General features: G+C 37.0%; 20 protein-coding genes and 1 tRNA gene. 8 read left to right on the top strand and 13 right to left on the bottom strand.

The genetic code is table 11. The features are described 5' to 3' along the window. Window positions 1–588: 588 nt before the first annotated feature. Window positions 589–1,149: a hypothetical protein gene (locus AB1444_10675; GenBank protein MEW6527119.1), complete on the bottom strand. Its 561-nt coding sequence runs from the start codon at window positions 1,147–1,149 to the stop codon at window positions 589–591. A gap of 224 nt (window positions 1,150–1,373) precedes the next feature. Here AB1444_10675 and radC point away from each other — a divergent pair, with 224 nt between their 5' ends. The 4 genes from radC to AB1444_10655 all read left to right on the top strand — a co-directional run bounded on the left by radC (window position 1,374) and on the right by AB1444_10655 (window position 4,744). Continuing rightward, the gene (gene radC, locus AB1444_10670; GenBank protein ID MEW6527118.1) at window positions 1,374–2,048 is read left to right on the top strand and encodes a DNA repair protein RadC; all 675 of its coding nucleotides are present in this window, start codon (window positions 1,374–1,376) and stop codon (window positions 2,046–2,048) included. Between the two features lie 409 nt (window positions 2,049–2,457). Beyond that, a complete protein-coding gene (locus tag AB1444_10665; GenBank protein MEW6527117.1) occupies window positions 2,458–3,321 on the top strand; it encodes a prolyl oligopeptidase family serine peptidase in 864 nt (287 codons plus the stop codon). Between the two features lie 77 nt (window positions 3,322–3,398). Then, window positions 3,399–3,908: a hypothetical protein gene (locus tag AB1444_10660; protein MEW6527116.1), complete on the top strand. Its 510-nt coding sequence runs from the start codon at window positions 3,399–3,401 to the stop codon at window positions 3,906–3,908. Between the two features lie 68 nt (window positions 3,909–3,976). Continuing rightward, complete coding sequence (locus AB1444_10655) at window positions 3,977–4,744, top strand: acyl-CoA dehydratase activase (protein MEW6527115.1); 768 nt, start codon at window positions 3,977–3,979, stop codon at window positions 4,742–4,744. 1 nt (window position 4,745) lies between these two features. Here the strand turns inward: AB1444_10655 and AB1444_10650 are convergent, their stop codons facing one another. Continuing rightward, on the bottom strand, window positions 4,746–5,243 hold the full coding sequence (locus AB1444_10650) for an NYN domain-containing protein (GenBank protein MEW6527114.1): 498 nt from the start codon (window positions 5,241–5,243) through the stop codon (window positions 4,746–4,748). Window positions 5,244–5,754: 511 nt separating this feature from the next. On the opposite strand from AB1444_10650, the gene AB1444_10645 reads away from it, so the two are divergent. Next, window positions 5,755–7,002, top strand: coding sequence for a GAF domain-containing protein (locus AB1444_10645; GenBank protein MEW6527113.1), 1,248 nt, complete (start codon window positions 5,755–5,757; stop codon window positions 7,000–7,002). Between the two features lie 14 nt (window positions 7,003–7,016). After that, entirely contained in the window at window positions 7,017–7,232 is a 216-nt protein-coding gene (locus AB1444_10640) for a hypothetical protein (protein MEW6527112.1), read from the top strand. Window positions 7,233–7,265: 33 nt separating this feature from the next. Here the strand turns inward: AB1444_10640 and AB1444_10635 are convergent, their stop codons facing one another. The 5 genes from AB1444_10635 to purF form a co-directional block, all read right to left on the bottom strand. Next, complete coding sequence (locus AB1444_10635) at window positions 7,266–8,078, bottom strand: WecB/TagA/CpsF family glycosyltransferase (GenBank protein MEW6527111.1); 813 nt, start codon at window positions 8,076–8,078, stop codon at window positions 7,266–7,268. 73 nt (window positions 8,079–8,151) lie between these two features. Then, window positions 8,152–9,300 (bottom strand): alanine racemase, encoded by a 1,149-nt coding sequence (alr, locus tag AB1444_10630; protein MEW6527110.1) that lies wholly within the window; start codon window positions 9,298–9,300, stop codon window positions 8,152–8,154. Between the two features lie 84 nt (window positions 9,301–9,384). Further along, window positions 9,385–10,083 carry a hypothetical protein gene (locus tag AB1444_10625; protein ID MEW6527109.1) on the bottom strand — a complete coding sequence of 233 codons (699 nt, stop codon included), beginning with the start codon at window positions 10,081–10,083 and terminating at the stop codon, window positions 9,385–9,387. Window positions 10,084–10,095: 12 nt separating this feature from the next. Next, window positions 10,096–10,168 (bottom strand) — tRNA-Trp (locus AB1444_10620). Between the two features lie 45 nt (window positions 10,169–10,213). Beyond that, window positions 10,214–11,656 (bottom strand): amidophosphoribosyltransferase, encoded by a 1,443-nt coding sequence (gene purF, locus AB1444_10615; protein ID MEW6527108.1) that lies wholly within the window; start codon window positions 11,654–11,656, stop codon window positions 10,214–10,216. A 741-nt stretch (window positions 11,657–12,397) separates the two neighbouring features. Here purF and AB1444_10610 point away from each other — a divergent pair. Further along, the gene (locus AB1444_10610; GenBank protein MEW6527107.1) at window positions 12,398–13,330 is read left to right on the top strand and encodes an SDR family NAD(P)-dependent oxidoreductase; all 933 of its coding nucleotides are present in this window, start codon (window positions 12,398–12,400) and stop codon (window positions 13,328–13,330) included. Between the two features lie 6 nt (window positions 13,331–13,336). Here AB1444_10610 and AB1444_10605 read toward each other — a convergent pair whose 3' ends face one another. Then, a complete protein-coding gene (locus AB1444_10605) occupies window positions 13,337–15,481 on the bottom strand; it encodes a SpoIIE family protein phosphatase (protein ID MEW6527106.1) in 2,145 nt (714 codons plus the stop codon). 259 nt (window positions 15,482–15,740) lie between these two features. On the opposite strand from AB1444_10605, the gene AB1444_10600 reads away from it, so the two are divergent. Then, window positions 15,741–16,268 carry a hypothetical protein gene (locus tag AB1444_10600; protein MEW6527105.1) on the top strand — a complete coding sequence of 176 codons (528 nt, stop codon included), beginning with the start codon at window positions 15,741–15,743 and terminating at the stop codon, window positions 16,266–16,268. 11 nt (window positions 16,269–16,279) lie between these two features. Here AB1444_10600 and AB1444_10595 read toward each other — a convergent pair whose 3' ends face one another. The 5 genes from AB1444_10595 to AB1444_10575 form a co-directional block, all read right to left on the bottom strand. Then, a complete protein-coding gene (locus tag AB1444_10595) occupies window positions 16,280–16,927 on the bottom strand; it encodes a zf-HC2 domain-containing protein (GenBank protein ID MEW6527104.1) in 648 nt (215 codons plus the stop codon). Continuing rightward, complete coding sequence (locus tag AB1444_10590; GenBank protein ID MEW6527103.1) at window positions 16,924–17,487, bottom strand: RNA polymerase sigma factor; 564 nt, start codon at window positions 17,485–17,487, stop codon at window positions 16,924–16,926. Before AB1444_10590 ends, AB1444_10595 begins: the two co-directional genes overlap by 4 nt. Before the next feature lie 51 nt (window positions 17,488–17,538). Then, window positions 17,539–18,753: a tyrosine--tRNA ligase gene (gene tyrS, locus AB1444_10585; protein MEW6527102.1), complete on the bottom strand. Its 1,215-nt coding sequence runs from the start codon at window positions 18,751–18,753 to the stop codon at window positions 17,539–17,541. A gap of 244 nt (window positions 18,754–18,997) precedes the next feature. Beyond that, window positions 18,998–19,495 carry a 2-C-methyl-D-erythritol 2,4-cyclodiphosphate synthase gene (ispF, locus tag AB1444_10580; protein ID MEW6527101.1) on the bottom strand — a complete coding sequence of 166 codons (498 nt, stop codon included), beginning with the start codon at window positions 19,493–19,495 and terminating at the stop codon, window positions 18,998–19,000. Between the two features lie 32 nt (window positions 19,496–19,527). After that, window positions 19,528–19,827, bottom strand: coding sequence for an STAS domain-containing protein (locus AB1444_10575; GenBank protein ID MEW6527100.1), 300 nt, complete (start codon window positions 19,825–19,827; stop codon window positions 19,528–19,530). Window positions 19,828–20,488: the final 661 nt, after the last annotated feature.

Here is a 20,488-nt window from a genome sequence, read left to right as displayed (position 1 = left end):
ATTGCTCGGAATGACAAAAAGAGATGACCGGAATGATGTATAGGCAAAAAGTCATCCTGAACTTGATTCAGGATCCACAATGGTGAGGATAAAGATTCCGGGTCAAGCCCGGAATGACCGTATTACTCTGTCATTTCGAAGGAACAAAGTGACTGAGAAATCTTAAAGGGGGAAGCAAAGATTTCTCGCTACGTTCGAAATGACAAAAAGAGATGACCGGAATGACGTATAGGCAACAAGTCATCCTATCCATTAAGGCTCTGACCCCAAAATCCCACTATCTCTCTAATAACTCAGCGTACTCAGTGCACTCTGCGTGATACATCAGTTTGTCTCACGCAGAGACCGCAGAGATGGGGAGAATCTGGGCTCTGACACCACTGCATACTTCTACAGCAGGATTAAATCATATTTACAAGAGGATGCTGATGTAGAAGTGCTAATAGACCATCATGAGTTCTTTTCCAGTTAGGGGATAGTTTTGCAAAGAGAGTAGCTAAGTTTATGCGCTATGATGCAAAATACAGCAAGCGCTATTTTATTGTAGATTGAATGTAAAGATAAAAGGGGTCAGAGCATAAGATTACATCACTGAATCAACCGCTTGACGGTTTCAGCATCAAGATGATGGAGGTGTTGAGCATTTTTGATGCTATGCGGTATCAGTAAATTAATCTCATCAATTTTATCTTTCAGGTGAACATTGCGTGCAAGGTCAGAGGCAACGATATTCTCAAATTCAACTTGAAGTCGTTGCAAACCGGTGATACTGTCAGCAACCAGATTTTTTAACTGGTCTTTTTTATGGGCAAGGGTGTTTTCATCATAACTATCGCCCAGAAATTCTTTTAATACAGGCCTATTATTATACTGCGTAGAATTAATAATATTCAAAACGTTGGTGCCGCCTGCTTTTTTGTCATCCAAAAGCATACGAATGCCTTCATCAATAACCTGATAGCGTGAAAGTGTTGTCTGAATATCTTTAATCTGGTTGTGAATTTCATCCAGGCGCGCCATCACTTTGTGTTCAATGTTGATTTTATCGCTGGTTACTTTATTTCTATTTCCTGATTTATGTTCATCAACATTTATAGTGCTTTTTAACTGATGTGCGGACTGCAAAATAGCATCGATACTAACTTTCATATAACCCTCCCTGATTGCAAACTCCCTATGATTTAATATATTCCGTATCATGGAATTTTGTCAACAGTAAAATTTAATGTGATATAAAAAAATCCTACAATAGTTATCGGTTTAAGAAAAAAAATTATAAATTAAAAAAATTTTTTTTAAAGTTTTTATAACTCAAGCGTTGTAATAAGTAGGGCGATAGTAACCGTCAAAAAAATTTTATGGAAGGAAAAACTATGCAGACAAAATGTGACCTGCCAGTTCAGCGTTGTATTAATGGCGAATCAATTGATGATTTAAGTGATGCAGAGCTTTTAGCTATTTTACTTGGCACAGGAGTAAAGGGAAGGGATGTTATGGAATGTGCTTTTGGGCTCATACAGCATTTTGGGGGTGTTAGTGGTATTTATCATGCGGGAATTAGGGAGATAGCTTCCATTAATGGAATGGGCATTGTAAAAGCGGTGAGGATTAAAGCTGCAATGGAGCTTGGCAAACGTTTGATAGCACCACGCAATTATGAAGAATCAATTGACTCACCGCGTATTGTTTGGGAATGTTTGGTAGGCAATATTGCTTGTAGCAGGCAGGAGGAATTCTGGGTCATGATACTGGATAGTAAAAACAGGCTAATAAAAAAATCAAGGATATCAATTGGGACAATTTCAGAGGCGCTTGTGCATCCCCGTGAGGTATTCAGGGATGCAATACGTGAAGCAGCATCATCGGTTATTATTGCGCATAATCATCCTTCTGGTGTGCTCAAGCCTTCGGTCAACGATATAGAAATAACAAAACGAGTAGCACAGGCTGGTGCTATTGTTGGCATACAGCTTCTTGATCATGTCATTGTTACGGATAACGATTACTTAAGCCTCAGGGAAACTGATGAAACATTATTTATGCAGTAAAGACGTGAATTAATGCTAAGTATTTCTTACATTTTCTATCCACAAATTTTATCTGTAGTTATTAAATATCAGGGTATCCTTTTTCCATAACGATGTCAGGACAAGGGAACATCTAAAAACTGTTTTTTGGGATGTTCCCTTGTAGGCACAATCTATAGGTTAAAACCACTTTTTTTTGCATCTGTAATGATCAAAGCGGTTTTTTTAAGATGCCTATAAAAAATTCCCTTGAAAAAAAACATTCTGCAATATACGTTTGGATTGCAATACGCACACGGGGTCAGAGCATAACAATCTTTCTATATTCAAAGTCATGCTTTTAAAGTTTAAAGTATACTTTTTTTACAATAAAGGGTCAGAGCAAAAGGATTAAAAATATAAAAATTTTGTCATAGGGGGCAATAACTTTATGAAACGAACTTTTATAGTTCAGGTTCTGCTTTGTATAATACTTGCAATTCATTCTGTCTCTGCAGTAGATGTCAAACCAGGTAGCTGGGTTATTGTTACTGTTCCTGCTGCAGAAAATTCTGAAAAAACTGTGCCAGTTAAACTATATTTCCCCAAAGATTATTCCAAAAGCAGTCGCACAATTATAGCACTCCATGATTATGATGGTTCTATGAATAGCTGGCAAAATAATACAAATATTACATACTATGCCAATATGTACAATATGGTTATAGTATGTCCCAACATGCCTCGCACGGTGTATGAGTCACAATTCTTTGATGAAACAACAGTAAAATGGAATGAGATGCCAGCGGCGTTATGGATTGGGACAATGTTAATTCCCTATCTTAAAAATACTGTAGGTTTAAAGATTGATAAAGACTCTCTGGGAGTATGTGGATTTTCTATTGGAGCACGTGGAGCACTTCGTATAGGGGAACTTTTCAGTGACACTGTTGGTGCCATTGCTTGTCTTTCCGGATATTACGATATGCTATCTCATGTTAAAAATTACATGTTTGTTTCAGTATATGGAAAATATAATGATAATCCACAGCGCTGGGCTGCTTTTGACAATGCAATTGACGATGCAAAAAATTTAAAAAGTGTTGCAGTATTTTTAGCACATGGCAATAAGGATTCACGTGTGCCAATGGAGCAAAGCTTTATGCTGGCGGTAAAGTTGAAACAATTGCAGAAGGAATATAAAAGCGGCTACAATTTTACCTTTGTTGAAAAAAAATATAAAATGCATGACTGGAATTTTTGTCAGTCAATATTACCTGAGATGATGGCCTTTTTCAATGAAAACCTGAAATAGAAAATGATGTGTGCTATTTGGTTTGCTGATATGCTGACGACGAAAATTTTAATAATTGAATCTGAAATAATGTGTATATGAAACGATATGTTGCAATAGCTTTAGTGGTGGTGATTCTTGCTTACAACGGATGCATAAAAAAAAGTATCCGTACTGGCCCACTTGTTTGTACCATCCATGGTATTCATAATTGCTACAACAAGGGTGATATTGCCCGGTGCATTGGTGTTGATGAAAAATCAATAGATGATTATTATATCTTTTCTGAATCGGGCAGTGGCGATAGTTCTACAAATGAATCAAAGCTCAAATCACTGGTATGTGATAAGATCGTTGATGAAGTTATGCTCCGTATACAGATGATTTATTCCAACAAACAGTTCCAGCGATGGCAATTTACCGAAATGTCGTTGCCGGTTATTTTCAGGACATTTGTACAAAAAGAAAATCATCAGCTGGTAGTGATAGGCTTTGTTAAAAAAGACGATCTGTCCCCTAAGGCTATTATCTATTATCTGCCGTTAGAATACAAAATGGATATTATTGGAAGAGAAAAAAATAATTACAAGCCGCAGCCTGATTGGTAAAATTTAGCTTGACAAAAAATGAGTGAACGCTTGTTCTATATTTCATTGTAAGGGAGAAAACATTTATTATGCTGACATTAGGAATGGATATTGGTTCTATAACCACAAAAGCGGTTGTTCTTGATACTAAAAATATCATTGGCAGTAAAATCATATTTACTGGATTTAATGCTGCAAAAGCCGGAGAAAAAGTAACACAGGAGTTATTAACTGAGCTTGGTTTATCGCTTGATAAAATTGAAAAGATTGTTGCTACCGGATATGGCCGTAAAAGTGTAGCATTTGCTCATAATAATATAACCGAAATAACCTGCCATGCAAAGGGTGCTCACTTTCTGGATAATTCAATACGTTCAATCATTGATATTGGTGGCCAGGATAGCAAGGTTATTGTGATAGATGAAAACGGTAGGGTGAAAGATTTTGCTATGAACGATAAATGTGCTGCTGGCACGGGGCGATTTCTGGAGGTAATGGCGCGTGCGCTTGAAGTGGATCTGGATGAATTTGGGGAACTATCGCTGAAAGCTAATAATCCAGCTAAAATAAGCAGTCTGTGCACTGTATTTGCAGAATCTGAAGTTATATCACTCATTGCAAAAGGTGAAACTCGAGATAATATCATTGCTGGCATTCATCAATCCATAGCATCGCGAATTATGGCAATGGCTAACCGTGTGGGAATAACAAACCCCGTTATGATGACGGGTGGTGTGGCAAAAAATATTGGCGTTGTTAAAGCTATAGAAAAACTTTTAGATTCACCGGTTAAAGTTTCAGAAAATGCACAGATAATAGGGGCGCTGGGTGCAGCACTGTTAGCAGCAGAAAATTAATTCACTTTTTTCTTTTAATAAAAAGTTTTTCCCAGTATTCAATTTCTTCACTACTTAATGTTGGATTTTCTTCTTTTTCTGGAGTTTGTGCCACAGTATAATCTTCTATAGTCTGATTTATAAAATTTGCAAAGTCTTCACTTTTCATGGTGCGTGTTTTAAATCGGCTAACAAAGTCAATGATATCTTTATCGCTGGTAACGACTGTTGTATTGCGTGGCTGAATATCTTTTCGTATGAATTCTTTTATTAAAAAATCCGCCGAATAGTGTAATGAGTAATATACGTCGATATTGGCAACCTTTTCACTGCTTATTGGTATCTCAATATTCTTCTGACCATCAAAAACAACACGTATACGTTTTCCGGTTAGCTTAGCAAATGTCTTTAAAATATCTAAAAGTTCTTTTCTGGCTTCAGTAAGGTTGTCCTGAAGCATGAGCTCTTCTAAATGAGGAAATTTGTATATTAAATTGTAACCATCAATAAGGTAGGTCATGGCAATGTACCTTTTTTATCAGATACTATCGCATATACAATAAATAGTGCTATTCAAATAGCTTTACTTCAGTATTACGAAAATACAAGCACTTTTTATAAGTGATTACTAAATATTTTTATTAATTATACCTAAATGTGGAAATTTGAACAAAATATAAAATAGTGTACACCCCCGCCTCCGAAGGCGGCGGGGGTGTACACTATATTCATTATGAAATTTGTTAAGGAATTATTACTGAAATATTTTTAACAATTATTTCATAAAAATGATTTTAGGCTAATAATAGCGTACAATCACGATATGTTAGGAAACTATTGTGTACACATATTCATAGTAAGGTAATAAAAATACGGTTGAAAATTAATAGTTGAATATTTTACTATCTGTAATTATTTTTATTGACTGTTGTTTAGTTTTATATATATAAAAGCATACGTATGTATATGATTATAAAATAAAAACCGAAAAAATAAATAGATAAATATTTATTAAGGGAATAAAGGCATATATGAATGAAAAAAAATACAATTTAGAATATCTTGAGCGACAGCTGCATAACCTTTCAAAGTTAGTTGAGATAAACAGAATCATAAACTCAACACTTGACATGGCCAAACTTTTTACCATAATCATGGAGATTATAAAAGAGATTATGGAAACGGAAGCCAGTACCTTATTTTTATATGATGACAAAACCAACGAACTTGTGTTTAAGGTGGCACTGGGTGAGGCTGGAGATAAATTACAGGAAAAATACAGGGTTAAAATGGGGCAGGGTATCGCAGGATGGGTTGCCAGAGAGCGTAAAGGTGTTTTTGTCAATGATGTATACTCAGATAACAGGTTTGATCCAAATTTTGATAAACAGACAGGTTTTACTACTCGCTCAATTATATGTGTACCTCTGCTTTATAAAGGAAAGCTTTTGGGAGTAATTCAGGCAATTAATCCAATTAATCGCCCTGCATTTACTGATGAAGATATGCACCTGTTTTTGGCATTTGCTGATCAGGCAGTACTGGCTGTACAGAATGCCATCTTTTTTGAGCATGCTATTGAGGAAGCCCGCATGCGCCATGAATTAGAATCTGCACGTTCAATTCAGCATTCACTGCATCCTGCAATTTCTGAAGATTTTGGTTTGTGTAAAGTAGCAGCACGATATCTTCCCGCACGTGAGGTTGGGGGTGAATTTTATGAATTATTGTACCAAAAAAATACTGTAAACATAGCGTTATGTGACGTTCACAATAAGGGAGTACCTGGCGCACTCAATGCATCACTGGTTAATGGAATTGTAAAAGGGTTAATGAATGTATATGAAAATGCAGTGAGCCCGGTATTTATCAATACTTTGCGTGTGGTTAAGGAGCAAAATTTGCAATATGTTTCCTTATTCTATGGAATGATTAATTTACATTCAAGGACACTTACTTTCATGAATACCGGTGAAGCGTATCCTATCTTGGTCCGTCACAAAATTGCGCGATATCTGCGTTTTTCATATACACGGGATAGTAAAAAAATTGTTGTAAAACTTAAACCTAATGACATGTTTATTATTGTCACTGATGGGATTGTTAATTGTAAAAACCGCAATGCACGCCTTTTTGGGTTAAAACAGGTAATGGACACATGCTGTCAGTATGATGAACCATCTCACTGCATAGATGGGCTGCTTTCAAAAGTAAAAGAGTTTATGCAGGGCCTGGCTCAGCGGGAAGATATATCAGTTATTGCTGTAAAAATACAATAAATAAGAGGCTTTTAATGGAATATGTTTCGGTAATTTTATGCCGCAATTGTGGCTCACGATATGTTGAAGTGAATGAATGGACACAGGATAAAAAAGCTGTGTTTCATTGTCGCACCTGTGGCAAAAAGGAAATTGTTGAGTGGTTTACATTAGGAAGGTGCCAGGTAACTAATTCAGAATTACAGAAAGCACGCGATTCAAAGGCAAAGCCCGGAAAATATGAGCGATAGTAATTGTTGAAGTATGTTTTTGTCCAATTAAAATTATTTCCGTAACCTTTGCCACAAAACCTGTATATAAAAAAGAAGCAAACGCAAAAGACGCAAATACCGCCAGGGACGGGTAATGATTCTATAAAACCAGTCAAGCCCTTTTTCCATAAAATATGCAGGGGCTTTTCGTTTTTGTCCAGAGATTATATCTATGCTACCATTAATGCCAATAAATACAGTATTTTTAAACTGATTCTTGATTTCATAAATCCATTTATCTTCTTTTGGAAAACCAAGTCCAATAAGTATTATTTGTGCTTCGGATTTTCGCATGGCTTCAATGACGTTTGCAGCTCTTTCTTTATTGAAATAGCCTCCATGTCGGCCTACTATGCGGATTTTAGGAAAAGATTTTTTTATATTTGCATATGCCTGTTCAATAATCTCAGGCTTTGCTCCTACCATAAATATGGTAAGCTCTTTTATTTCAGCTATGCGTATTAGGTCCATGAGAAAACTCATGAAATGAATTCGTTCTTTTAATGGTTTTCCTAAAAATTTTGCAGCCCATGGAAGGCCTGCACCAACGGCCAGTTTCAAATCAGCTTTGGATGCAATGAGGTTAAGGTCATTGTTAGTGGTAAGGCGGTGAAGTTTATAAGGATTGAGTGCCATCACATGGTGCACACCACCTTCTTCTATCATTCTAAGAACTTTGACCACAGCTTGCTGGCGTGTGCAATTATCAATACCAATACCAATAATGTTAACTAAATTAACGTCAGCCAGTGAAGTCTGGTTATATTCTAAAATTAGATCACGATCTTCTTTATACGAATCATAATACATTGCGTCTTTTATCATCAACAAACCCTCCCAAAAAGATAAAGAAGTTAAGTAATAGATTACGGATTATGTCAATTAAAAAATTAGTGAGTTATTCAATATATATCCGTGGTACTCGTGGGCTTATGTTTGTTAAAATTTCATACGTGATAGTACCAATTTTTTGACATAATGATTCAAGCGGAATGGTGTAGCCATCCATCTGACCAAACAAGAGCACATCATCACCATTGTATGCAGTACCATCAGGCCCAATATCAACCATGATCTGATCCATGCATACGGCCCCAACTACAGGATAGGTTTTCCCGCGGATAATGACTTCACCGTTATTAGAAAGGTAGCGGCTGTAACCATCGCCGTAACCAACAGGCAGCGTCACGATACGTGTTTGCTGTGAGGTGATATATAAATGGTTGTAACTTATTCCCGTATGTGCAGGCACTACTTTAAAGTATGAAACTTTGGTTTTTAGTGTCATTACAGGCAGTAACTTTTTGCCATTAAATGTAATATCGGGATTATATCCATTGGGGTTATAACCGTACAGCATAATGCCAGGTCGTACCATGGTAAAATGCGATTGGGGATGATTAATGATTGCTGCTGAATTTGCGATATGAATACATGGGGGAGCTATAGAATTTTTTTGCATATATTCCACAATTGTGGTAAAACGTTGTATCTGTAGTTTTGTGAATGCCACATCAGATTCGGCTTTTGCCAGATGTGAAAAAATGCCAGTGACTATGATGCCATCAAGTGACATGGTTTCGTTGATAAACTTTTCTGCATTGTACCAGTGAACACCTATGCGTTCCATTCCTGTATCTATTTTTAAATGTACCTTTGCCTTTTTGCCTAATGCTTTGGCTGCATTGTGAATTGCCTTTGATTTATCAAGTGAAGAGCTGGTGATTTCAACATCGTTTATAATAAATTCGGGAATTTGTTCGGTGTTGATGGCGCCACACACCAGAATTGGTGTGGTTATGCCGTGCTGGCGTAAAAATAGCGCTTCTTCTAAGTAGGCAACACCTAAATAATCCACACCTGCTTTTATCAGTTCCTGAGAAATGCGCACTATGCCATGTCCATACGCATTTGCCTTTACCATTGCCATAATTTTTACCTGTGGGGCAACCAGTGAGCGGACAATAGCAAAATTATTCCTGAGATTTGGCAGTGATATTTCGGCCCGTGTGGGGCGGTTACAGTATGCTGGGTGTGTAAGTATCATATAAGTATATAATAAATTGGTAATAGTCGATAGTTACTGGCTAAATACATTGCTATGCGTCCATAGAGCATTGTAGTAAGTGAGCTATTCTGTCAAGATATTTCTGAACTCACAGTGTGTCATGCTACAGTCTGCACAGGCATTTGCTTTTGAATGTGGCAGTAAAAATCCTGCAACCGTATGTAATGGTGTAAACATATATTCGTTCATTGTGATTTCATAATTTTGTAGCTTGCTTTCAAATAGTGAATAGATGAGGTTGTTATACGAAATGGGAAGTAATTGGCAACCCGGATAAATTGCCTGGTAACTATCGCCAAGATCAAGCTTTGCTGCAATATTTTGTGTGCAACGGTGTAAAATCCACATGCCAATGATATGTGCACAGTAACTATCGCTTAGCGTTGTAAGAGTGGTACGCCAGCGTTCAAACTGCATGCCCAAAGTGACAATAAAAGGATGCAGGGGAAAATCATCGTTGTAATTGAAAGGCAGTTGCAGTGCATGATGTTCTACAGTGCAAACAAAAGCAACCGGCAAAAGGTTATTTTGTGTCTGTGCAAATAGCTGCAAAAGTCTTTTAGTAAGGGTTGACTCTTGATGCATTGGTTTACCAGAACTATCGCCAAAATTGTGAGATAATGAAGTGTGAAATACAGTGTTAGTAAAGGTGCTCTGGTGCAAAAGCTTATCATGGGATGAGGCATGTAAGAGCTTCACAAGGGTGTCATCAGCGCTAAAGGTGCTTGCATCAAATTGAATGGTGGTGATTTGCGGGTTCATAAAATAAAAATGCAGGTGACGAGGGGCTCGAACCCCCAACCTGCGGTTTTGGAGACCGCTGCTCTACCAATTGAGCTAGTCACCTGTATACGTAACAAAGAAAAATTTATGTCAATTATGTCAAGCGTTTTTAGTAGTAATCGCCGCATGCAACCGTGTCATCAAACAGGCACTTTTGATAATCATCAGCTTCCTGAAACTCAACTGGATAATTGCCATCAAAACAGGCTGTGCAAAATTTTCCGTGATGTACGTCCAAGGCTTTTAACATACTTTCAATCGTCATGTATGCAAGCGAGTCCACACGCAGGTATTTTTGAATTTCCTCAATGGTATGCGATGATGCAATGAGTTCTGAGCGTGTGGGGATGTCAATACCGTAAAAACAGGGGAATCGTGTTGGTGGCGCTGAAATGCGCACGTGAATTTCCTTAGCGCCGCCTTTTCGGAACATCTTGATAATTTTTCGCATGGTGGTGCCACGCATAATGGAATCATCCACAACAACAATGCGTTTGCCTTCTACAGCAGAGCGCACTACATTGAATTTTATTTTAGCGCCAAAGTCGCGGATGCGCTGTTCGGGCTCTATAAATGTGCGGCCAATGTAGTGACTGCGTATCATGCCCATCTCATACGGAATGCCGCTTGCTCGGGAATATCCCAACGCAGCACACACTGATGAATCGGGAATAGGAACTACGATATCAGCATCAACCGGTGCCTGTTTTGCAAGCATTGCCCCCATGCGAAGACGCATCTCGTGCACCGATTGGCCAAAGATGATGCTGTCGGGCCGTGAAAAATAAATATATTCAAACACACACAGTGAATTTTTAACACTTGCAAACGGGAAGTATGACTTAATGCCATTGGGTGATATTTCAATCATCTCGCCGGGTTCTATCTCCCGTATATATTCTGCATCAATGATGTCAAATGCACAGGTTTCTGAAGCTATGACAACTGCATTGCCCAGTTTGCCAAGTACCAGCGGCCTGAACCCATACGGGTCACGGATTGCATAGATGGTGTTATAATTCATTACCAGCAGTGAATAGGCACCTTTAATTGCCTTCAGTGCATAAATGAGTGCATCAATAAACGTAGTAAGCCCAGAGCGTGCCATTAAATGCACGATAACTTCACTGTCGATAGATGTCTGGAAAATGGCTCCTTCTTTTTCAAGAGCACGCCGAAGCTGTGCGTAATTTACTAAGTTGCCATTGTGTGCCAGCACTATTGGACCCAATACCGAGTGCGCACGCAAAGGCTGGGCATTGCGCAAAAATGATGAACCGGTGGTTGAATAGCGGTTGTGGCCTATTGCTATATTGCCTTTAAGATTATTGATGTGTTCTTCAGTAAATACATCCACAACCTTACCCATTCCTGCGTAACGGTAAATATGATCGCCATCGGATGATGCAATGCCGCTTGATTCCTGTCCCCGGTGTTGCAGGTTGTAAAGGCCTAAATAGGTAAGGTTAGCAGCTTTTGGGTGATTATAAATACCAAAAATACCGCATTCTTCACGCGGTTTGTGGTCCCAATACTCATATTCTGTTTTCATAGGTATCCTGAAAAATAGCCTGGTTAGATTTTACGATTTAGAGCAGTATCCTTTGTAAATGAAGCTTTGATAGATAATACAAATAATAACGTTAATACCAATAACCAATATAATGGTATTTTGCATAAAATCAATAAAAATTTAAAATTTGGGGCGATAGTAACTGCATAAATTACAACTGCCCGGAGTAATCTGTAAATTTCTTGAAATTCTAAAGAATTATTGTTATGATTAAAATCAATCCCATTACACGTATTGTAGCTTATAAACTGTACAACGTGTGAAAAAGGTATTGAGTACAAAGCGATAGTTACTATACTTGTCGTTACAAGGATTACAGACAACAATTGCATTGTTGCTAGTACAACGACAGCAAAGTACAGTGTAGTGGCAAGGTTTATATTTTCTAAAAAAGATGGATGAAGGGGCCGTCTCAAAAGAAACTGTAGGGCATGCAATGGCGTGAGCGCAATGTCATTGCGAACGAAGCGCCTGCCCTGAGCTTGTCGTAGGGAAGCAATCTCAATGCCGCAGAAGATGAGATTGCCACGCGCCTGCGGCGCTCGCAACTATGGGATTGCTTCGTCACTTCGTTCCTCGCAATGACAGGAAAACAAAAGTCATTGCAAAGAGGTGTCTTTTGGGACACCCTTCAGTTTAATGTAATACAAAATTTCTTATCAATACATAGTATGATAATAAAGGAAGCATTATACATTCTATAGCTGGAGGAATTTGAGTATGAAAATCTGTATTACCGGTGGTGCGGGATTTATTGGTTCGCATATTGCAGAAGAGTGTGTGCGCAAAGGGTATGAAGTGATAGTATTTGATAATTTTTCAACGGGTAAAAAAGAAAACCTTTCCTTTGGGAAAAACTTTCCAGGTTTGCGCTTGAAGATAATAAAGGGTGATGTAGCTGATTATGCAGCAGTTTCAAAAGCAGTTAAGGGTTGTGATGCAGTATTTCATGAAGCAGCAGTTGCCTCGGTACAAAAATCCATTGAATGCCCACCGGCAACATTTGAATCAAATGCAAAAGGAACATTGAATGTACTTGAGGCAAGCAGGAATAATGGCGTAAAAAAAGTAATATTTGCCTGCTCTGCAGCCATATATGGGGATCATCCTGAAATACCTAAACGTGAAGATTCACCGGTATTGCCAAAATCGCCGTATGGTGCTGATAAATATATTTCAGAGGTTTATCTACGCTTATACAATGAATTGTATAATCTAACAACTGTATCGTTGCGCTACTTCAATGTATTTGGCCCCAGGCAGGATCCGTCATCACCGTATTCTGGCGTTATTTCAATTTTTACCAGTAGAATTGCTCAGGGAAAGGATATCACGGTGTTTGGCGATGGGAAGCAATACCGGGATTTTATTTTTGTAAAGGATGTAGTGCAAGCAAATATGCTGGCACTGGAAAAAATTCATTCAGGTTTTCATTATTATAATGTTGGCTATGGAAAGGCTACCGATTTAAACACATTGATAGCCATATTGCAAAAGATATATAATACAGATATCAAAGTTAATTACGCTGAAGCACGTGCAGGGGATATAAAAGAATCAGTAACCGATCCTTCAAAAATAATCAGAGAATTAGGATTTACACCCGGCTATACAGTTGAAGAAGGATTGAGGATACTTGTTGAATCGTTATAGTTGCACTTAATATGATTTAAAAATAATTACCACAATATCTGATTCAGGAGAGCTTATCCCCATAAAGGCCTTGAACTCATCCTGTATTATGGTTGCAATGTCGGAAGGCATTTTCATACGATTTTCTTTTATTATAGTCCGTACATGATCTAACGTAAATTGTTCACCACGGGAATTCTTAGATGTAATTAATGCTTTGGAATATAATATGCCAATATCTCCTCTGAGTATGTTGGTTCGGCCCATGCCATAATTGAAGGTTGGGTCATATCCCAGTGGTATTCCTTCTGTATCCAGTGATGAAAAGTCACTTTTTTCTACACGGTATAATTCCATTGGTGGAAATCCCGCATTTGTGTATATAAGCCGCATATTACGAACATCAATATAATAGTAATAGGCTGTAATTAATATACCTTTACCCTGGGAATAGTTATGAATAACGCGGTTAAGTTTCTGGATGACGCTATATGATGAATGAGCATCACTGAGGCTGGTGTGGAAAGCAGACCTCATGATAACAGAATATAATGCGCTCTGCATACCAATGCCGGCAATGTCGGTGGCGATAGTGCCTATTCCCTGCAGGCCCGGGCGGATGAAATCAAAGTAATCAATACCTCCACCCTGCCGTGGGATATAAAAAGCACCAAATTTTATGCCCGTAATATTGGGCAAAGCTTTGGGAACAGCTTTTGCTAAAAGGTCACTTGAAATGGTGATGGTGCGCTGCAGCATCTGTTCTTTTTTTGCTTCCTGATATGTTATTGCATGAGAAAGGTTAATATTGGTTTCATTGGATAAGAACGATAATAGTTCAATCTCATCAGGTTTGTATGCTGCAAGCGTATCTTTTTCACCCAAGCATAGAATGCCAGTTAAAACACGGCGATGGTAAATAGGAATCATGATTACAATATTATTGGTTGTAAAATATTGAATGAATTCATCCCGTACATCAATAAATGAGGTTTCATCCATATAAACGTTATCCAGGGTTACTATCCGCTGGTTTCTGTTAAACCAGCGGACTATAGGTGATAAACGGTTGATGGAAGGTGAAACAGGGGCTTCTCCCATTGAGTATTCAAGCTGATAGCTCCGGACATCATTATTGTACAGCAAAAAATATGTTGATTTTAGATAAAACGTATTATGTATAGTTGAAACTGTTTTTTTTATCAATTCATCTATGTCTCGTATAGAACTTATTTCTTTAACAAATGTATCCAGATATTCCTGCAATTCATAGTGCTTACGTTTAAAGGCTTTATCGATTATCGGTTGAATATATCGTGAAAGAGCCATAAACATAACAACTATGATAAATGCTATAATATAGAGAGGTATCGTTTTTAATCCTAATATGTTAATATCGTAAATATAAACCAGTGCAAACATTGGTAGAAATATAGCAGTGGAAATAACAGTATACATGGTTGTTTTATGTATAGCGGTCCTGATATCCATCATCTGATATGAAATAACTGCGTAAAAAAGGGATGATACTCCAATAAAGGTTGCCAGTGATGGACCTAAAACATAGAGATCAACATAACCAAAGAATCGTGGCATAATGATGGAAAAAACAGCAGCAAAAGTCATTGCTATACCGGTACCAATAAATACAAAACGCATCTGCTTGCGATACAGTTCAACTTTTGTGGTTATATATTTACGGATGAAATTAATAACTCCTAAAAGAACATATACAAATGCTATAGATAAATATACAGTGTAAAAAAATCTGAATTCACGAACTAATTTTCCATCTTTAAAATATGCTGCAGTGATATTCATATCAGTAAAAACTGCTATGTAGGCAATGATGTATGCAGGAACAAGAATAATTGCAATTACCAGAAACGGGACCTGTTTTTCGGTTTTTGGGAATATTAAGGATAGTACAAAAAGTGCTGAAAAGGTTAACACCGTCGATGCCTGAGTAATTTTATTTACTAATGTTAAATCAAGGTCATTGGGAAATGCATATGTCAAAAACATGGTAAAAAGTATGCCAAACGCACATAAGCCAAAATATGAATAATATCGCAATACTCTGTCATGATAGTTTTTATATAGTCCGTAAAAAATAGTAAATAGCAGCATAAACGATGACAATAATGAACCAATTAAACTCAAGGTAATCATGGAGATATTCCTCCCAATTAAAATTTGGCATGGGATATGTACTGCTTCATAACTATTCTTACCGATATTGTTAGAACAAAATTGTACCTTTGGTGCCAATACTACCATTATAATTACTTGATTGTCAAGTTTTATTAGTAAAACTAAAAACGTAGTTGACGTAATGCAATTTATCGTGTATAGTACTGACACATAATGAAGATAGTATCTATTATTGTATTCAGGCATATACAAAATAATTAATGTAGAGGAATAAGATATGTTGAAGCAACGAAAACATTACCTCATTGATAGGTCTATTCAGGTTACTATCGCTACAAAAATACTTATTATACCAATTATACTGCTAACCTGTTTTTCACTGGTGCTATTGTTTTTTGTTTTTCAGAATAGCAATTATATTAATCAGATATCAGCTAATCAGGAAAACCTCATAGAAATGTTTATGACAACACCAGCTCTAATGGATAAGGAAAATCAGATAGTAGTTGCTGGTGAAAAAACATTCAGGGAAAATTTAGGCATACTACAATCAATTAAAAATAATAATCTTATTCTTTTATATAGCGCTATTGGGATAACAATATTCCAGGCAGTGTTGCTTTTTGTTTATGGAGTGTATCTAACCCATAGAATAGCAGGCCCTGTTTATGTAATGCGACAATATTGCAAGGAAATACAACAGGGTAAAGTGCCACAGTTCAGGCAATTACGTAAGGGCGATCTTTTAACTGATTTTTATGATGACTTTATAAACGCTATTAAGGCATTACAAACTAAAAGGTAGTAAATATATTTTTAGCGAAGCTGCAATCGGAAAAGAAACTTCTTTTTGTTGGCATGTGATAATTCGGGATAAGTTTTTCCCTGTTGTGACATATAAGTAATACCCACATTGGATATTGTATTGTGGCGATAGCTCTCATAATTATTTATGATTTGCCGTATTGATGAAAAACTGTTCACATCAGATTCCACAATAACATATGAGTTTGAGTAATCCAGCACCCGTGCATTATGTTGCTGTATAACCATCATTGCAGTATTCAGGTCCATGTTGGTTGGGATGATGCAATCTAATCTGGTAGTGTTATGGGTATTCTGTGTAATGTGATTTATGAATTGATCATGTTTGATTGAGTCCGGTAGCATGGTTATTATAGCTATAAGCATAATAGCAGCTGCAAAAAATGAGCCACGCAATGAACGGTAATACCGTTTATGATAATACTGCTTTTTAGCCCGTGCCAGAGTATTAGTTGCAAATGTTGCAGGCATGGATAGCGTTTTAAGGGATGACAGCATAACAATCATCTTCTGAAGTTGCAGAAGGTTTTGCTTGCATTCAGGGCACTCTTTTATATGTGATGTAATGGCATCTTTTTCCTGGGCATCAAGAATGCCATCGATATATTCAGAAAGCTTATGAACGGGTATATGATTCATAAAAGCCCCCTTTGCTGCAAACGAGTTTTTAACATCTCACGCCCACGGTGGATACGAACTTTAACATTGGCCAAAGTTAAATGTAACGCTTGCGCAATTGCTGAGTATGATTCACCTTCTATATCTCTTAAAACAAGGATATCCCGGTAGTCATCTGGTAATCTATGGATTTCCTCAAGCATTATCTGCAATAATTCATTTGTTATGACAAGTTCTTCCTGGTTTTGGCGAATATCAGGAATTTGTATTTCCGTTTCATCCTGAGTTGAGTGTATTGAATATACTTTATGCCTGTTTTTTCTTCGGTGATTTTTACAGTAATTAACAGCTATGCTAAAAAGCCAAGTTGAAAATTGAGATTCTTTCCGGAATGTTTTTAACGATTCCATGGTAATAAGGAATATATCCTGAGTCATATCACATGCCTCATCATAGTCATATACACGTGTATACACATACCTGAAAATTTTGTTCTGGTATCGTGTAATGATATCAGCAAATGCATCAGTGTCACCTGCAATTACCCTGTCTATAAGTTCATTATCACTATATTCTGACATAGTTTGTAGATTTAAGTTACTAAAAAAATTAGTGTAGAAACGGGAAAAAAGTTACGGAAGTATTTTAACAAAACGGCGTTTCCCAACTTTAATAATAAAAGATGCACTGCAGGGAATTTCGGCATCAGGATTTTCTACCTTATTGCCATCAATATACACTCCACCGCCTTCAATAAGTCTGCGTGCTTCACCATTTGTTTTTGCCATGCCAGCCAAAACCAGTAACTTCACAATCCATATTGTATTGTTCTTTTTCTCGGATTCAGGTACTTTAAACTCGGGCATCTCTGATGGCAGGTCTTTTTGTACAAATATTTTGTCAAATTCCATCTTTGCCTTTTGGGCTATCTCTTCATTATAAAACTGTGCGCATATTTCCTTTGCCAGCCTCACCTTTACATCTTTGGGATGCACTGAACCATCCTGTATCCCTTTTTTGTAGCTTTCAATTTCAGTTCGTGGAACGTCAGTGACAAGCTCATAATATAAAAACATGAGATCGTCAGATATTGACATGACCTTCCCAAAAATCTGTTGTGGATCTTCATCTATGCCAATATAATTATTAAGCGATTTACTCATCTTCTGAACACCATCAAGGCCCACCAGTAACGGTAAGGTCATGATAACCTGTGGCTCCTGTCCATATTCACGCTGAAGGTCTCGACCAACCAGCAGGTTAAATTTTTGATCAGTACCACCTAATTCAATATCTGCTTTCAGTGCCACGGAATCATAGCCCTGAATTAAAGGATACAAAAATTCCAATATGGAAATAGGCACACCATCTTTATAGCGTTTAGCAAAATCATCACGCTCTAACATTCGAGCAACGTTATACCGTGATGCAAGATCAAGAACATCAGCAAAACTCATGGGTATGCACCAGCGTGAGTTAAAATCAACGATGGTTTTTTCAGGATCAAGGATTTTGAAAACCTGCTTTTTATAGGTTTCAGCATTGCTCAAAACTTCTTCACGAGTCAGCCTTTTACGAGTCTGGGATTTTCCAGAAGGGTCCCCTATCATGGCGGTAAAATCGCCAATGAGGAAAATAACTGTATGCCCCATTTGCTGGAAATGGCGCATTTTGCGCAACAACACGGTATGTCCTAAGTGAATATCCGGTGCAGTTGGGTCAAAGCCTGCTTTTATAATGAGTGGTTTGTTTTCTTTTTGTGATCGTTCAATTTTTTTTTCAAATTCATCCAGAGGGATAATTTCTTCAACACCTCGTTTTAGCAGTTCAATATCGTTTTTTATCATAGCAGTGCTCCTGTGTTGTAAAAATATTTATTCTTTTTTTTACAATTTCATTGTAGTCAGAATGACAAAGATGTTAATTTACGTTTCTTGTAAAAACATTCAGTGACTATACGTGCAATTGTTAAAATGACATTAGACGCATGTCCATTTGAATGAACTATCAATATAAATTTGTTGTTAGCTGTCAACCTGTATTTGTGATTTTTTGGATATCGTTATCCGGTGGGATTTACGTTTTTGTACATTATTCTTTAAAAAACACCAGGCATGTTGCCAGTGCAGCTATGCCTTCACCTGTTCCAGTGAATCCCATTCCTTCGGTAGTTTTACCTTTTATTGATATGGATGATACAGGCAGGTTGCCGCAGGCAGCTGAAATTATTTCTTTCATCTGGCCTGAATAGGGTGCAATTTTAGGTTTTTGGCATAGTATCACTGCATCAATATTTATAATTTCAATATCATGCTTGGTTAAAAGCTGATAGGTGTCTTTTAGCATTTCAATGCTGTATTTATCTTTATACTGATTGCTGGTGTCGGGATAGAGTGTGCCAATATCGCCTAAGTTGCCTGCACCAAGCAATGCGTCAATAATTGCATGGGTTAAAACATCGGCATCTGAGTGGCCAAGCAAGCCATATTCATACGGTATATGCACACCACCAATAATAAGCTTCCTGCCCTTGACAAGTTGGTGAGCATCAAAGCCAATGCCTGTTCTGTAAGCTGTGAGATTATGCATATAAAGGAACTGGTATCAGGAACTATCGCCAATTATAAATTAAAAACTTCAGCAAGTGAGCTTAATTTTAATACATTAAGAACTTTTGGGCTGACATTGATGAGTTCCAGTTTTTTGCCTTTTTTCTTCTGTATTTTATTCAGGCTGATAAGGACGCCAACACCTGAGGAATCGATATAATCAACCTCAGACAGGTCAAGTGCTATATCCACATCATTGTCTTCGCCAACTGCAAGGAGTTTTTCTTTAAACTCTTTGATGGACATCATCTCAATATCGCCTTTAACTTTAACCTCGACCAGATTTCCCTTATTGTTAAGGTTGATTTCCATGTGGGTACCCCTGTTTATATTCAAGTCTTACCAGACTAATGTAAACGCATATGTGCTATTGTGTCAATAATTAAATTTTTGTTACAGTAAAAATATATTTGTATGACATGTAAGTGAGAAATAATAACCATTAAATAACGGTGTTTACTGTGTAAATAATTGGGACATTTTACTGGTACGATACATCACTTGCCTTTGTATTTATAATGAGGATTTTATTAACAAATTAGTTTTGTGCGAATCTTTTATTTTCATTTAAATGTGATGTATATTAACTGCTTCCGATTATTTTGAGCATAGCATTATTATATTTTGAGTGTACCATCGTGTTATTTTAGATATAACGAAATATCTTTACTTCATAGTGTAGGATTTCTTCTTGCTTCCCTCGTTTAAAAGACAAATAGCGTGTCATTTTAAGCACAGTGACAAATCTTTACTCACTACTTTACGATTTCTCCTCACTTTACTTGTCGAAATGATATAATCGGCAAAATAAAGTCGAAATGAAAAGAGCTCATGTTTGTCGAAATAATAGAAGTTAATGTATTCGTAGAAATAACAGAATGTAATTTTCATGGAATTTGTTGGGTAGTATTATGAATCCAAATAGCAGAATGAATTTGTATGTTTATTATAGAAATCATCGCTATCACTTAAT

The sequence above is a fragment of the Spirochaetota bacterium genome (assembly GCA_040756435.1).
Lineage (GTDB): Bacteria > Spirochaetota > UBA4802 > UBA4802 > UB4802 > UBA4802.
This window is presented reverse-complemented; position numbering and strand designations above follow the sequence as displayed.

Coding starts and splice junctions, on each gene's coding strand:
- AB1444_10590 (MEW6527103.1), bottom strand. CDS start 17,487: ATGTCAGAATATAGTGATAATGAACTTATAGACAGGGTAATTGCAGGT.
- AB1444_10610 (MEW6527107.1), top strand. CDS start 12,398: ATGAAAATCTGTATTACCGGTGGTGCGGGATTTATTGGTTCGCATATT.
- alr (MEW6527110.1), bottom strand. CDS start 9,300: ATGATACTTACACACCCAGCATACTGTAACCGCCCCACACGGGCCGAA.
- AB1444_10640 (MEW6527112.1), top strand. CDS start 7,017: ATGGAATATGTTTCGGTAATTTTATGCCGCAATTGTGGCTCACGATAT.
- AB1444_10665 (MEW6527117.1), top strand. CDS start 2,458: ATGAAACGAACTTTTATAGTTCAGGTTCTGCTTTGTATAATACTTGCA.
- AB1444_10655 (MEW6527115.1), top strand. CDS start 3,977: ATGCTGACATTAGGAATGGATATTGGTTCTATAACCACAAAAGCGGTT.
- AB1444_10625 (MEW6527109.1), bottom strand. CDS start 10,083: ATGAACCCGCAAATCACCACCATTCAATTTGATGCAAGCACCTTTAGC.
- AB1444_10675 (MEW6527119.1), bottom strand. CDS start 1,149: ATGAAAGTTAGTATCGATGCTATTTTGCAGTCCGCACATCAGTTAAAA.
- AB1444_10635 (MEW6527111.1), bottom strand. CDS start 8,078: ATGATAAAAGACGCAATGTATTATGATTCGTATAAAGAAGATCGTGAT.
- AB1444_10600 (MEW6527105.1), top strand. CDS start 15,741: ATGTTGAAGCAACGAAAACATTACCTCATTGATAGGTCTATTCAGGTT.
- ispF (MEW6527101.1), bottom strand. CDS start 19,495: ATGCATAATCTCACAGCTTACAGAACAGGCATTGGCTTTGATGCTCAC.
- radC (MEW6527118.1), top strand. CDS start 1,374: ATGCAGACAAAATGTGACCTGCCAGTTCAGCGTTGTATTAATGGCGAA.
- AB1444_10575 (MEW6527100.1), bottom strand. CDS start 19,827: ATGGAAATCAACCTTAACAATAAGGGAAATCTGGTCGAGGTTAAAGTT.
- AB1444_10595 (MEW6527104.1), bottom strand. CDS start 16,927: ATGAATCATATACCCGTTCATAAGCTTTCTGAATATATCGATGGCATT.
- AB1444_10645 (MEW6527113.1), top strand. CDS start 5,755: ATGAATGAAAAAAAATACAATTTAGAATATCTTGAGCGACAGCTGCAT.
- purF (MEW6527108.1), bottom strand. CDS start 11,656: ATGAAAACAGAATATGAGTATTGGGACCACAAACCGCGTGAAGAATGC.
- tyrS (MEW6527102.1), bottom strand. CDS start 18,753: ATGATAAAAAACGATATTGAACTGCTAAAACGAGGTGTTGAAGAAATT.
- AB1444_10660 (MEW6527116.1), top strand. CDS start 3,399: ATGAAACGATATGTTGCAATAGCTTTAGTGGTGGTGATTCTTGCTTAC.
- AB1444_10605 (MEW6527106.1), bottom strand. CDS start 15,481: ATGATTACCTTGAGTTTAATTGGTTCATTATTGTCATCGTTTATGCTG.
- AB1444_10650 (MEW6527114.1), bottom strand. CDS start 5,243: ATGACCTACCTTATTGATGGTTACAATTTAATATACAAATTTCCTCAT.